This window comes from Roseibium sp. M-1 (genome assembly GCF_054515675.1).
The window spans coordinates 2,246,039-2,258,929 of sequence record NZ_CM137257.1 but is presented as its reverse complement, the minus strand read 5'-3'; the positions used below and the strand labels follow the sequence as shown (position 1 = coordinate 2,258,929).

14 protein-coding genes, 1 tRNA gene and 1 riboswitch are annotated in these 12,891 nt (G+C 61.5%); of the genes, 5 read left to right on the top strand and 10 right to left on the bottom strand.

What is annotated here, in order from left to right; translation table 11 throughout:
- Nucleotides 1-64 precede the first annotated feature (64 nt).
- Nucleotides 65-517 carry an Lrp/AsnC family transcriptional regulator gene (locus tag ACX3M4_RS10210; protein ID WP_459358471.1) on the bottom strand — a complete coding sequence of 151 codons (453 nt, stop codon included), beginning with the start codon at nucleotides 515-517 and terminating at the stop codon, nucleotides 65-67.
- A gap of 149 nt (nucleotides 518-666) precedes the next feature.
- Here ACX3M4_RS10210 and ACX3M4_RS10205 point away from each other — a divergent pair, with 149 nt between their 5' ends.
- Nucleotides 667-873, top strand: coding sequence for a DUF1127 domain-containing protein (locus tag ACX3M4_RS10205; RefSeq protein WP_459358470.1), 207 nt, complete (start codon nucleotides 667-669; stop codon nucleotides 871-873).
- A 45-nt stretch (nucleotides 874-918) separates the two neighbouring features.
- Here the strand turns inward: ACX3M4_RS10205 and ACX3M4_RS10200 are convergent.
- Nucleotides 919-992, bottom strand: a tRNA-Gly gene (locus ACX3M4_RS10200).
- A 169-nt stretch (nucleotides 993-1,161) separates the two neighbouring features.
- Between ACX3M4_RS10200 and ACX3M4_RS10195 the strand changes: the two genes are divergently transcribed.
- Nucleotides 1,162-1,962 carry an ion transporter gene (locus tag ACX3M4_RS10195; RefSeq protein ID WP_459358469.1) on the top strand — a complete coding sequence of 267 codons (801 nt, stop codon included), beginning with the start codon at nucleotides 1,162-1,164 and terminating at the stop codon, nucleotides 1,960-1,962.
- 145 nt (nucleotides 1,963-2,107) lie between these two features.
- Here the strand turns inward: ACX3M4_RS10195 and ACX3M4_RS10190 are convergent, their stop codons facing one another.
- Both ACX3M4_RS10190 and ACX3M4_RS10185 read right to left on the bottom strand, forming a co-directional pair.
- Nucleotides 2,108-2,656, bottom strand: coding sequence for an IMPACT family protein (locus ACX3M4_RS10190; protein ID WP_459358468.1), 549 nt, complete (start codon nucleotides 2,654-2,656; stop codon nucleotides 2,108-2,110).
- Nucleotides 2,657-2,661: 5 nt separating this feature from the next.
- The gene (locus tag ACX3M4_RS10185) at nucleotides 2,662-3,798 is read right to left on the bottom strand and encodes a 2'-deoxycytidine 5'-triphosphate deaminase (RefSeq protein WP_459358467.1); all 1,137 of its coding nucleotides are present in this window, start codon (nucleotides 3,796-3,798) and stop codon (nucleotides 2,662-2,664) included.
- A gap of 137 nt (nucleotides 3,799-3,935) precedes the next feature.
- Nucleotides 3,936-4,015: riboswitch (SAM riboswitch) on the top strand.
- 37 nt (nucleotides 4,016-4,052) lie between these two features.
- Between ACX3M4_RS10185 and ACX3M4_RS10180 the strand changes: the two genes are divergently transcribed.
- On the top strand, nucleotides 4,053-5,261 hold the full coding sequence (locus ACX3M4_RS10180) for an O-succinylhomoserine sulfhydrylase (protein ID WP_459358466.1): 1,209 nt from the start codon (nucleotides 4,053-4,055) through the stop codon (nucleotides 5,259-5,261).
- Nucleotides 5,262-5,396: 135 nt separating this feature from the next.
- Here the strand turns inward: ACX3M4_RS10180 and ACX3M4_RS10175 are convergent, their stop codons facing one another.
- Entirely contained in the window at nucleotides 5,397-6,005 is a 609-nt protein-coding gene (locus ACX3M4_RS10175) for a CDP-alcohol phosphatidyltransferase family protein (protein WP_459359408.1), read from the bottom strand.
- A 246-nt stretch (nucleotides 6,006-6,251) separates the two neighbouring features.
- On the opposite strand from ACX3M4_RS10175, the gene apaG reads away from it, so the two are divergent.
- Entirely contained in the window at nucleotides 6,252-6,653 is a 402-nt protein-coding gene (apaG, locus tag ACX3M4_RS10170; RefSeq protein WP_459358465.1) for a Co2+/Mg2+ efflux protein ApaG, read from the top strand.
- 14 nt (nucleotides 6,654-6,667) lie between these two features.
- Here the strand turns inward: apaG and ACX3M4_RS10165 are convergent, their stop codons facing one another.
- From ACX3M4_RS10165 to ACX3M4_RS10155, 3 genes are all read right to left on the bottom strand, one after another.
- Nucleotides 6,668-7,072 carry a hypothetical protein gene (locus ACX3M4_RS10165; RefSeq protein WP_459358464.1) on the bottom strand — a complete coding sequence of 135 codons (405 nt, stop codon included), beginning with the start codon at nucleotides 7,070-7,072 and terminating at the stop codon, nucleotides 6,668-6,670.
- Nucleotides 7,073-7,237: 165 nt separating this feature from the next.
- Nucleotides 7,238-8,323, bottom strand: coding sequence for an alpha/beta hydrolase family protein (locus tag ACX3M4_RS10160; RefSeq protein ID WP_459358463.1), 1,086 nt, complete (start codon nucleotides 8,321-8,323; stop codon nucleotides 7,238-7,240).
- A gap of 27 nt (nucleotides 8,324-8,350) precedes the next feature.
- On the bottom strand, nucleotides 8,351-8,764 hold the full coding sequence (locus tag ACX3M4_RS10155) for a tellurite resistance TerB family protein (protein ID WP_459359407.1): 414 nt from the start codon (nucleotides 8,762-8,764) through the stop codon (nucleotides 8,351-8,353).
- Between the two features lie 321 nt (nucleotides 8,765-9,085).
- On the opposite strand from ACX3M4_RS10155, the gene ACX3M4_RS10150 reads away from it, so the two are divergent.
- Nucleotides 9,086-10,744 (top strand): lysine--tRNA ligase, encoded by a 1,659-nt coding sequence (locus ACX3M4_RS10150; protein WP_459358462.1) that lies wholly within the window; start codon nucleotides 9,086-9,088, stop codon nucleotides 10,742-10,744.
- A gap of 91 nt (nucleotides 10,745-10,835) precedes the next feature.
- On the opposite strand, the gene ACX3M4_RS10145 is transcribed toward ACX3M4_RS10150, so the two are convergent.
- Nucleotides 10,836-11,639 carry a pyrroline-5-carboxylate reductase family protein gene (locus tag ACX3M4_RS10145; protein WP_459358461.1) on the bottom strand — a complete coding sequence of 268 codons (804 nt, stop codon included), beginning with the start codon at nucleotides 11,637-11,639 and terminating at the stop codon, nucleotides 10,836-10,838.
- Between the two features lie 195 nt (nucleotides 11,640-11,834).
- Nucleotides 11,835-12,746, bottom strand: coding sequence for a thermonuclease family protein (locus tag ACX3M4_RS10140; protein ID WP_459358460.1), 912 nt, complete (start codon nucleotides 12,744-12,746; stop codon nucleotides 11,835-11,837).
- Nucleotides 12,747-12,891 lie beyond the last annotated feature (145 nt).

Below are 12,891 nucleotides of genomic sequence, written 5' to 3'. Positions count from 1 at the left end.
GGATTCGCTGCCGCAGGATATCCCGGCCCGGTCCCCCTTGTCAGCCGTCCCGTTGCCAGGTGTGTCATGCCGGACCGGTTTCAGCGTCGTAGGATCGCAGGACGACGATCGTGTCGAAGCCCTTGATCTCCTCGTCATAGAAATGCGCCTCGGTGAAAGTGGCATAGGTCTCCATGGAGGCGCATTGAACAGTCAGCACCAGGTCGGCAGGCCCGGTGACATGATAGATCTTCTTCACTTCCTTCAGTTTCAACAGCTTTTGCCTGAGGCGTGCGGTTCGATCCGGCTGCCCGCGCGTCAATGCCAGCATCACCAGAAGGGTAACTGTTGCCCCGGTCACTTCCGGCGCCAGCAGGGCGATCTCCCGTTCGATGGCGCCGATTTCCCGCAGCCGCTGCACCCGCCTGAGACATGCGGCCGGCGACAGGCCGACAAGCTCGGACAGCTCCTTTCCGGTGCGCCGGCTATCGAGGCTCATGAGCCTCAGGATTTGATGATCGAAGTCGTCGAGATCCATATCGCATCGCCTTTCGAATTGCTGATAGAGAAAAGATAACGAAGAATCAGAATTCCTGCGAAATTTTCTCACAGTTTTGCGAACTTCGCGCACCCGATGCAAGGCGCAAAGCTTAGCCTGGTTGCATCCAAACCGACGGGAGCAGCCTTATGTCCGATCATTCCGTGCCGATAAGCAGACTGCGTTCAGGCAAGCAGTCCTCGATCCTTCGCCTCATCCGCCCCTTGCATCGCTGGCTACGGCGCCGGCGCGACATGGCCCATCTTGCCGATCTGCCGGACTACCTTCTGGCGGATGTCGGCCTGTCGCGGGAAAACATCCGCAGGCCGAGCAACAGCGTCGAAACGCGGCGTTGATGTGAAGAGAAAACTTGGAGGTGCGGAGAAGGTGGCGTCAGAATCTGGAGCGGGTGAGGGGAATCGAACCCCCGTCTTAAGCTTGGGAAGCTTCTGCTCTACCATTGAGCTACACCCGCGTCGCCTGCCTTTGCTTTCTGCGCTGAGTTGCAGGGCCTGTCAAGCAGGCTCGGCGGGCCGGCTGTGCTTTTCCCTTATCCCGATCTTGCACTGCGGCATGGAAATCGCCATCTTCGCGCCGGCGCGTCATGATGCGCCGGTATAACGGCAAGCAATCGGATCGGGAATATGCGTCAGCAGGTCAAGGCACTGGTCACGTCACGCAACTGGGAATTTGCCATTATCGGCATCATCGTGCTCAACGCCGTTACGCTCGGGCTCGAAACCAGCCCCACGGTAATGGCCGGGTTCGGGAGTGTGCTGCTGGTGATTGACAAGGTCATTCTCGGCATCTTCGTGATCGAACTGGCCCTGCGCCTCTTCGCACATGGCCCGAAGTTCTTTCGCGATCCCTGGAGCCTGTTCGACTTTGCCATCGTCGCGATCTCGCTGATGCCGACGACCGGCAACCTCTCCGTCCTGCGCTCGCTCAGGATCCTGAGAGCCCTGCGCCTGATCTCTGTGGTTCCGTCGCTGCGCCGGGTCATCGGCGGGCTGATTGCGGCTCTGCCGGGCATGGGATCAATCGTGGTGCTGATGGCACTGGTCTTCTACGTCTTCGCAGTCATGGCAACCAAGCTTTATGGTGGCGCATTTCCGGACTGGTTCGGCAATCTCGGAGCGTCGCTCTATACGCTCTTCCAGATCATGACGCTGGAAAGCTGGTCCATGGGCATCGTGCGCCCGGTGATGGAAGTCTTTCCCTATTCCTGGCTCTTCTTCGTGCCTTTCATCCTCTGTACTGCCTTCACGGTGCTGAACCTCTTCATCGGTATCATTGTTTCGGCCATGCAGGCGGAAACCGAGACGGAAGCTGTCGCCAACCGGGAAGCCATCCACAACGACACCATCATGATCCTGGCGGAAATGAAGGAGTTGCGGGAAGAGGTGAGGGAGCTTCGGGCGGAGGTCGGCAGGGAGCGGGCGTGAAGTTCTGAAGCCGATCCTTCGAGACGCCGCTGACGCGGCTCCTCAGGATGAGGTCGAATATGTGGCGATCCGTGAAACATGGCCAAAACCACTACCTCATCCTGAGGAGGGCCGAAGGCCCGTCTCGAAGGATCGGCCACAAACTCTACAGCACAGCCAGAACCTTGTCCGGTCCCTCGACCGTCAGCGTCACGCCGTCTTCCGTGTAGTTCCGCGCGATCACGGTCAGACCCAGGTTCTCGATCCGCCGTTCCAGTTCCGAACTTGATGCGAAATCGGCCTTGACGGTGCGGGTGAGGATCTTCTGGAACGGCACCAGCTCGGAATTGTTGATGGCGTCCTGGGCCGCGCCGGAATAGGCCCGCGCGAGGCCGCCGCCGCCGAGTTTGGTGCCGCCGAAATAGCGCACGATCAGCACGGCGCAGTTGATCAGCTCGGCGCCTTGCAGAACACGCAAGGTCGGCATGCCGGAAGTGCCTGCGGGTTCGCCGTCGTCCTTGCCGCTTTCCTCCACCCGGTCGTCTTCCAGAAGACGACGGTGCGCGGTCACGATGTGATTGGCCTTCTTGTGCTCCTTGCGCAGCTCTTCCAGGCGCGTGTCGAACAGGTCGACCGGCACCAGATGCGCCAGGAAGCGGGACTTCCGGTCTTCCAGAAATCCTTCGAATTCACGCGTAACGGTCTTGAAGGCCATCGGCGTCAGGCAGGCGCCCTGAAATGCTTGGAAAGCTTCAGCGCCTGGCCCTGGTAGTTGGAACCGATGCCCTCGCCATAGAGCGTTTTCGGCCGCTCGGCCATGTGTTCATAAACGAGCCGGCCGATGGTCTGGCCGTGTTCGACGATAAAGGGCACGTCGTGCGAGCGCACTTCCAGGACGGCGCGCGAGCCGATGCCGCCGGCGCCCGCATGGCCGAAGCCCGGGTCGAAGAAGCCGGCATAGTGGACGCGGAATTCGCCGACCAGAGGATCGAAGGGCACCATCTCGGCGGCATAATCCGGCGGCACATGCACCGCCTCCTGGCTGACGAGGATGTAGAAGGCATCCGGGTCGAGGATCAGTTCGGCACGCTGGCGCCGGTAGATCGGCTCCCAGAAATCGAGCACGTCCTGCGCGCCGACGACATCCACGTCGATGAGGCCGGAATGGTGCTTGGCGCGGTAACCGATCAGGCTCTCCGGCCCATTGCCTTCCAGGTCGATCGAAAGCTGCACGCCGCCGCCAATGCGCTGATTACCGCCGCTCATCAGGGTGTGTGCCTTGTGGACCTCTTCAAGGTCGGCGTCGGAAATCAGCGACTGGCCGCGGCGGAAGCGGATCTGGCTGAGACGGGAGCCGGAGCGGACCAGGATCGGGAAGGTGAGCGGCGAGATTTCCGCATAGAGCGGGCCGGTATAGCCGGCCGGAATCGTGTCGAAGGCAAGGCCGTTGTCGGTGATGACACGGGTGAAGACGTCAAGCCGGCCGGTCGAACTCTTCGGATTGGCGGTGGCCGAAATGTCCTTTGCCAGCGTGAGGCTCTCCTGCAGCGGCACGATATAGACGCAGCCGGTTTCCAGAACCGCGCCTTCGGTGAGGTCGACCGTGTGCAGTTTCAGCTGCGCCAGACGGTCGGCGACCTTGATATCGGGACCGGGCAGGAAGCTGGCGCGGACCCGGTAGGCTTCCCCGCCGAGGCGCAGGTCCAGGCTGGCGGGCTGGATCTGGCCGGTCACGGGCGGCGCGTCCGCGGAGATTTCGCCGGCGGTGAACATCGCCTCGATAATCCGCGCCGGCAGGATGCCGTTCTTCGTCAGGGTCGCGCTTCCGTTCAAGATCTGGCCCGCTGTCACGTTCATAAAGGTTTCCCGCATCTTTCTCGTCTATCGCTCTTAAAGGATCGGGCCGCGCGCGCCAACAGGCATTGAGAAAGAACAGGGCATTTGCGCTGTCTTGCGCAAGGCAATTGACCTTCCCTCCGTTTTCCCGTAGGACAAGCGCACTTCGTGGTGATTTGGGCCGGCCGGCTTGCAGCCACGTTAAACAAGTTGCTAAAAAGGCCGGAGGTGAGAACCCCGGTCTTGAGGCTGGGGTTTTTTGCGTTTGGAGCGGAATGAAAGACATGAGCGACACCACCAAGACCGGAAACAAGAACTGGCGCCCTGCAACCACCCTGGTTCACGGCGGCACCATGCGGTCGCCCTTTGGTGAGACCTCCGAGACCATCTACCTGACTCAGGGCTTCACTTACAGCGGTGCAGAAGCAGCGGAAGCCCGGTTCAATGGCGAGGACCCGGGCTACGTCTATTCCCGCTATGCCAACCCGACCGTCTCCATGTTCGAAGATCGCATCAAGGCGCTGGAAGGCGCGGAAGCCGCACGGGCAACCGCCAGCGGCATGGCTGCCGTCACACTGGCGATGATGGCGTCTGTCCGGGCAGGCGATCACGTGATTGCGGCGAAAGCCCTGTTCGGCTCGTGCCGCTATGTCTGTGAGACCCTGCTGCCGCGCTTCGGCGTGGAAAGCACGCTGGTCGACGGCACCGACATCGCGCAGTGGAAGGCGGCCGTGCGGCCGAACACCAAGGCGCTGTTCCTGGAAAGCCCGACCAACCCGACGCTGGAAGTGATCGACATTGCCGCCGTGGCGGCGATTGCCAAGGAAGCCGGTGCACGGCTCGTCGTCGACAACGTCTTCGCAACGCCGCTCTTCCAGTCGCCGCTGCAGCTCGGCGCCGATGTCGTCGTCTATTCCGCGACCAAGCACATCGACGGCCAGGGCCGGTGCCTTGGCGGCGTGATCCTGTCGGACGAAGAGTGGATCAACGACGAGGTGATGCCCTTCATCAAGCATACCGGCCCGCATATGAGCCCGTTCAGTGCCTGGGTGCTCCTGAAGGGCCTTGAGACGCTGCCGCTGCGCGTTGCCCGCCAGACGGAAAGCGCGGCCAGGATCGCCGATTTCCTCGCCGGCAACGCCAAGGTCAAGCGCCTGATCTATCCGGGCCGTGACGATCACCCTCAGGCGGATGTCGTCAAGCGCCAGATGCGCGGCGGCTCCACCATGCTGGCAATGGAGATCGACGGCGGCAAGGAAGCCGCGTTCCGCTTCACCAATGCGCTGGAGCTGATCAAGATCTCCAACAACCTTGGCGACGCCAAGAGCCTGATCTGTCATCCGGCGACGACGACGCACCAGTCGATCGGCGAGGAGGCCCGGGCTGAACTCGGCATTACCGAGGGCATCCTGCGCCTGTCCGTTGGCCTCGAAGATCCGCAGGATCTGCTGGAAGACGTCGAAAAGGCGTTGGCGGCGATCTGAGGCGGTTCCGGTCAACCGGTCTGCACTGTGCCTTCATAGCAGCTTGCTCCAGTAACCTCTCCCACGGGAGAGGGGACGGGGTTGCAAAGTGCTCGAAATGCCTGCCCGCTTGGCTTGGGATCTTGAGGTTACAACCTAAGCCCTCAACGCTTTCACGCCAATCAGCACCCGCGCCCCGGCCGAAACGAAACAGATCGCGGCAAATCCCCAGGCGAGCACCGGGAACCACGCCGGCACCAGTGCCATCAGCAGGAAGAGCGCAATGGTCTCCGCGCCCTCTGCCAGGCCGCCGATGTAATAGAGCGACTTGGACCCCTGCGCATCCGTTGAAAGGTTCTTTCTTTCCGCCATGATGGCGAAGGCGAGAAAGGCCGAACCATTGGCATAGAAACTGGCGAGCAAGGCGGCAGCGGGCAGGGCATTTGCGGCCGGGTTTTCCAGTGCGAAAGCCAGAGGGATCGCGCTGTAGAAGAAGAAGTCGAGTGTGATGTCGAGATAGCCGCCGAGATCGGTCTTGGCGGTTGCGCGGGCCAGCGCACCATCCAGCCCATCGGCAAAACGATTGAGGCCGATCAGAAGGAAACCGATAAGGAAATGGCCGGTCGCGATGGCAAGGGCGGCGCCGAGACCGGCGGCAAAGCCGGCAAGTGTCACGCTGTTCGCCGTCACACCGGTGGCAACCAGGCTCCGCCCCAGGCGGTTGAGCGGCGGATCGATCAGCGGGCGCAGGCGGGCATCGAACATCTGGACAAACTTGTTTTCGAATTTTTCTGGGCCGTTCATGCAAAATCAGCACGGAAATAACAAGTAAGTCCCTTTCACGCTTGCGTCATTCGCCCTATAAGCCCCCTCTGAGTGAACCGGCCGTCATCGCCGGAGCAGCCCTGCGCCAGTCGGCGTTGCCGGGCTGCCCGCGGAATTGCAAGACGGCCGGCATCGGAAGTCCGGCCGCTGCGGCGGCAAGTCCTTGGATCTGGAATAGGAACCGTCGTGTCCGGCAGTTACAGCGCCATAACCAATGGGATCGAGGTCTCGGTCGAGCCGTTCTATCTGGACGATGAATCGCGTCCGGAAGAGAGCGAATATATCTGGGCCTATATGGTGGAGATCCACAACGGCGGCAGCGAGCCGGTGCAGCTGATGACCCGCTACTGGCAGATCACCGATGGCCTGGGGCGTCTTGAAGAAGTGCGCGGCGAAGGTGTCGTCGGCGAGCAGCCGATCATCGAGCCGGGCGAGACCTATGAATATTCCTCCCATTGCCCGCTTGCCACGGACAACGGCATCATGGCGGGTTCCTATAAGATGGAACGCCCGGACGGTTCGGTCTTCGACGTCGTCATTCCCGCCTTTTCGCTCGATCTGCCGGACGCGATCCACAGTCTGAACTGATCGTCCTTGCCCGGTCAGATGCTGTAGATACCGCCGACAAAACCGATCAGCAGCCACAGGATCCATTTGCGCCGGTTGAAGGCGGTCAGCAGCGCTACGGCCAGGATGCCGAAAACCAGGTAGATGATATGCCCGGCAAAGCCCGTGCCTAGCACGATGGCAAAGAGATCCGGATCCGTGTCCTTGGCAAGATGGAAGTGATCCTCGGCAAAGGCCACCAGAGCATCGGCGGCGAGGCCGCAGACGAATCCGGCAAAGCCGATCAGCATGCGCGTGCCCCAGTTGACCGGTTTCGGCCCGGTGGCGACCCGTACATACCGCACGGCGTAGGGCGCAGGGCGATGGTTGCGCAATCGCTGTCTTTGCCGCCGCAGCGGATAGCGAACGCTCATCCCGTTGCCGATTGCCTGATTGCTCATTTGCCCTCTCCGCCCCCAAACCGCCCCCAAACCGCCCGCAGAACCATCTGGCAGAGAGGTGTTCCATTCCACAAGATCGGATCGATCCCGGCAGCGGATGTCAGCACCGCTCCCCATCGATGGTCTTAAGGGCGGGGATCTTGCGGGATGGCAAACGGAATTGCTTCAATTTGAGCGATCGTGGAAAGTTTGTGCACCTGATCCGGTTGCGGAACGTTTCTTGATCCAGCCGGTGATCGTTTCCAGCGCGCCCGGCGCATAGGCACGCCGGCCAAGAACGGCAAAGGTGGTCTTTGCCAAGGCCGGCATGTCGCCTTCAAGCTGATAGTTGAACGTATCGGCCCGGAGCAGGGCGTGCGTGGCTCCCGGAACGATCACGAACCGGTTGGCACCGTTCCGGTCTTCCAGGATCTGGCGGAAGAAGTTGGCATTGAACATGGGATCGACATTCAGGTCGTCGCTGCCGTGAACCGTGAGGACCGGCGCCGAAATGCGCCACAGATGCTCGGTTGAATCGGCCAGCATGTTCCGGTGCACGAACGCAAAGCGCTCTTCGGACATCGGCGCCTCATCCATGCCGCTGTCCAGATAGTCCTGGTATGTAGTGCCATCGGCAAGAAGCTTGCGGTTGGCCTTTTGCCGTGAAACGAGAGCGGCTTCGATTTCCTGCGCGCTTGCCCCCTCAAGATCCATCCGCCGCCGGGTATAATACTCGCCCTGGCGCAGCCAGTTGAGCGCGCCACCGACTATTACGAAGAAATCGGCCTTGGCGGGGTCTCTTGCGAGGATCGGCAGAACCCAGCCTGCCTGGGAGAAACCGAGAAATCCGGCAGGTGAAGTCTCAAGCCCGACTTGTTCCCGGACGGCGGCAAGGGCCGTTGCCGCAAGGCGGGCCCGGTCTTCCATGGAAAAGCTCAACCAGTCGCCGCCGCTGTCGCCGACCCCGGGCTTGTCCCAGGAATAGACCGCGATGCCGCCGTCCAGCAGCGTGTTGATCAAAGGAAGGTAGCCGCCGCCCGAATACCGGTCCGCGGGCCCGTCGCCATGGACGAGCAAGACGACCGGCGGGTTTTCGAGTCCCGGAAGATGCAGCGTTCCGGCAACGGAATAGTCGTCGAAGGCAAAGGAGAGCGGCCGGGTGTCGTATTCCGAAAGATCGAAATCCAACAGGCCCTGAAAGACAAGGAATAGACCGGCCAGGACAGTCAGCACGACCGCGCCGGCCCAGCTGAGGACCTTTGTCCGTTTCAAGATGCTGCTCCGATGTGCCCTTGGGCGTCAGACGGTGCGATGACGGGCGATGGCACCGCGCTCGATGGCGGCGACGGTCAGTTTGTCGAGTTTGAAGCGGTCGCGCAGCAGCTGCAGAATGCGCAGCTCTTCCTGCTCCACATGCAGGTCGGCCGCGGCCACTTCCACGGCCAGCGCATAGGCGGTGTCGTAAAGCTTGTGCGGCAGCACGTCGCCGACCAGTTCCAGCACCAGCTGCAGGCCCTTTTCCTCCTGCAGGATGTCACCGCAGCGTTGGGCGGCCGGGATGATCCGGTTGCTGTCATAGCCATGGAAGACCGGCAGCATCTTGATCATGTCGCCGATGGTGGCCAGTTCCTTGTCGGTCATCTGGTTGTCCGACGCCGAGACGATTACCATCACGTAGATAAGGGCTTCCTGTACGCTGATCGGCTCATTCATAGACACTATTCATTCTCCAGTGGCGCGGTCTGACGGTCGAATTCAACTTGACTCTTGAGCCCGATGTAACGGGTTGAGGCACAAGCTTCAAGTGACTGTGACGCGACAATCGGCGGACCGGTTTGCCGGCGCTTTTTCCGGCTTTCGCCGATTTGGCGGACAATGCCGGACGAAACGCCATCAAAGCGGTCAACTTGCACGGTTCCCGAGATTGCACATGGCGGCGGCTTGATCTAGTGTCGCGCCGCAGCATCGGCCGGAAAAACACAGAAAACCGGCTGGCTGCATTCAATCCAATCACATGAACAGAACGACTTAAAAATGACCGATCAATCCCTGCCGCCGCTTGACCTTTCGCAAGAGTTTGTCGAGGCGGCCACGAAATCCAAAGCGTGGCCGTTCGAGGAAGCGCGAAAACTGGTCAAACGGATCGAGAAGCGGGACCCGGCAAAGCCGGTTCTGTTCGAGACCGGCTACGGCCCGTCCGGCCTGCCACATATCGGCACCTTCGGCGAGGTGCTGCGCACCACCATGGTGCGCACGGCCTTCCGCCTGCTGACGGAGGACAAGATCCCGACGCGCCTTCTGTGCTTCTCCGACGACATGGACGGCATGCGCAAGATCCCGGAGAACTTGCCGGATCGCGCTGCCCTGGAGCCCTATCTGCAGATGCCGCTGACGGCGGTGCCAAACCCGTTCGGCGGTGATTTCGACAGTTTCGCCGCCCACAACAATGCCATGCTGCGCCGGTTCCTGGACACGTTCGGCTTCGACTACGAATTCGCCAGCGCGACCGAGTATTACAAGGCCGGCAAGTTCGACGACGTGCTGCTGCGGGCAACCGAGAAGTACCGCAAAATCATGGACGTGATGCTGCCGACCCTCGGCGCGGAACGCCAGGCGACCTATTCGCCCTTCCTGCCGATCTCACCGTCGTCCGGCCGTGTGCTCTACGTGCCGATGAAGGACGTCAACGCGAAGGACGGCACGATCACCTTCGCCGACGAGACCGGCGAGGACATCACGCTGCCGGTCACCGGCGGCAGGGTGAAGCTGCAGTGGAAGCCGGATTTCGGAATGCGCTGGGCAGCGCTCGACGTCGATTTCGAGATGTTCGGCAAGGACCACATGACCAATGCGCCGATCTACGACAAGATCTGCAACATCCTCGGCGGCAAGGCGCCGGAGCATTTCGTCTACGAGCTGTTCCTCGATGAAAACGGCGAGAAGATCTCCAAGTCCAAGGGCAATGGTCTCACCATTGACGAATGGCTGACCTATGCCGCACCGGAGAGCCTGGCCCTTTATAACTTCCAGAAGCCGAAGACGGCCAAGAAGCTCTATTTCGACGTCATTCCGAAGGCGGTGGACGAATATTACACGTTCCTTGAGAAATACGAGCAGATGCCGGAGGTGCAGAAATTGCAGAACCCGGTCTGGCACATCCATTCGGGCAACGTGCCGAAGATAGACATGCCGGTGCCGTTCTCGATGCTCCTTAACCTCGTCTCGGCATCCAACGCCTCGAACAAGGATGTGCTCTGGGCCTTCATTACGCGCTATGCGCCTGGTGTGACCGCCGAGACGCACAAGGAGCTGGACGCGCTGGTCGGCTACGCGATCCGTTACTTCGACGATTTCGTCCAGCCGACGAAGTCGTTCAAGGCTCCGGACGAGGTCGAGCGCGATGCCCTGGAAAAGCTGGATGCCGCATTGGCGGCTCTTCCTTCCGATGCGGACGGCGCGGTGATCCAGGACGCCATCCTGGACGTCGCCCGCGCCATCGAGCGCTATCAGGACCCGACCAAGACCGGTCCGCACGGTGGCCCGGGCGTTTCTCTTGTCTGGTTCGCCGCGCTCTACCAGGTGCTGCTGGGCCAGGAAAAAGGCCCGCGCTTCGGTTCCTTCGTCGCGCTCTACGGCATTGCCGAGACCCGCGAAATGATCCGCAAGGCGCTGGCCGGCGAATTGACCAACTGAGGTCGGACGACAGGGGCGGCGCGCTGACGCGCCGTCCAAGTTGCAGGCGTTCAAGATTTACCCGATTTAGGGCAAGCATTATCAGCGTCAGTCAGGTAGTCCTGGCAATCGTCCGCACACGGCTGACGCTGGCGTCCAGGCCTTCCGCGATCAGGCCTGCAAGATCTGAATCACGTAGTGTCCTCAGCCCGGCGGCGGTCGTTCCGGCGTAGTCGATCATTTCCTGAACATGCGCCGCCGGCGCAATCTCGTCTTCTGCCATGGTTCGGCCGCTCGCCAGAAACAGCTGTTTCACCGCCCTCACGGCAAGTTCCGGCGCAATGCCCTTTTCTCGAGCGTATTGCACGACACAATCGGCAAAGAGGGCGACAAAACCGGGGACGGGGCCGGTGATCGCGGTGAAGACTTCGATCTGGTCCTCGGTTGGAACCTCGTCCGCGAGACCCGAGGCACTGAGCAATGCCATGACCGTCTCGCGGTCGTCGCCTGTCAGAGACGGCGATGCACACCAGGGCGAATAGGCAAGCCTCTGCCGGGCCGCCGGGCTGGACATTGCCCGGACGGCCCGTTCCGAGCCGGTCAGCTCCGTCAGTCTTGCTCTGGAGACACCCGCCATGACCGAAACGACGAGCTTGTCCGGTGCCTGGATGCGGGCGCTTTCCAGAAGGGCAGGGGGAACGGAGAGGAAAATGACGTCACACGCTTCCGTCAAGGCCTGATTGGACTGTGTAACCCTGACCTGAGGCCAGGCTTCGAAACCGTCGGCGGAACCGGAGCGGTTCGAGATCCAGAGGCTTTCGGGCGCGAGCGTGCCGCTTTCAAGCCAGGCTGTCGCCAGGGCGCTGCCAAGCTGGCCGCTGCCGCCTAATATGCCGACGGTTTTCGAGAGTGGCATAAGAAAACTCCAGGGATCGAGTTGCGATCCCTGGAGCCTAATCAGTGCGCCGGGTGCTGTCAGCGCCGCAACGCGGTGGCTTCTGGCCGTAAACCGACCTATTTGAGTTCACCTCTGGTCGAGCGACCCTTCAGGCAACGCGTTAATAATCACGAGCGACAGCGTGACTGCCGTTCGGTGGCGGTGCACAAGAGCTTATTGCGCGTCAGGCGGCGAGGTTGCCGTTTCCTCAGAAAGGGGCGTGCTCTCCGGCTGCTCCGGGTCTGTCCGAAGGCTCCATTCCACGATCTCGGGTTCAAGGTCTTCAAGCCCCGGTAGGGTGGTGGGTTCGTTTTCCCAACTGGAGACCGGAAGTTCGTTCAGCCATTCCGATTGCCATTTGCCGAGCTTCTTTTCCTTGGCTTTTTCAGCGAGTGCCAGCAGGTCATCGGGCGCATCCGGCGCCGGATCTGCCCAGCCATAGCGGACAAGGCGGGTGCTCAAGTCAAAGTTTCCGCGGCTGCATGTCGCCAGGATCTGTTGCGGCCCGGTTTCTTCGATCTTTTCGCAGGTGACCTTGAGCTGCCTGATCAGCCCGCGCAGAAAGGTTCTGGCCCTCGCGCCGCAAGGCCAGCTGCCACCGAGGCGCGAAACGCACGTCTCCTCCGGTTTCAGCGGCACGATATGGGCCAGCGTGATCGTCAGCCGGTCCGATTTCAGATGGCCGCCATCCAGAACCTGGACCCGGACCAGTTCCAGAGGACCGTCGGGAACCGGTTCCACCGGAGGGTCCTTGAGCTCAAGATAGCGCTTGGATGGCTCGATGCGTTTGAGGTTGCCGCTGACCTTCGGTGCGCTGACGCCGTCCGGCGACACGTCGCGGATCTCATCCGGCAGGGGCGCAGTTCCCATCGGGCTGGCCGGGCCCGGACCGGGGGGGGCTTCCTGCTTCGCGGCCGTGACCGGAGCGACGGGAGCGGCGGCGATGGTCGTTTCTGAATTCGTGGAGGCCTGGTCCTCCGGCTCCTGCTCCGGCAGCTGTGGCGGCTCGGCCAGCAACAACCACCCCAGCAGACCGCCGGCAGCGGTCAGCACAACTAGGGGCATCAGGAAGGGCCGAAGCTTCATCAAACGGTTTCCGCGATTTTGGCGCGTCTACTGGATTTCCAAGATCATACGGGCTGACCGGCCGCTTGCCGAGAGCGGAAAAGCAGAATGATAGCGTTTGTCCCCGATTGTACGGACGAATTCCGGCGAACGGTTCGATTGGCAT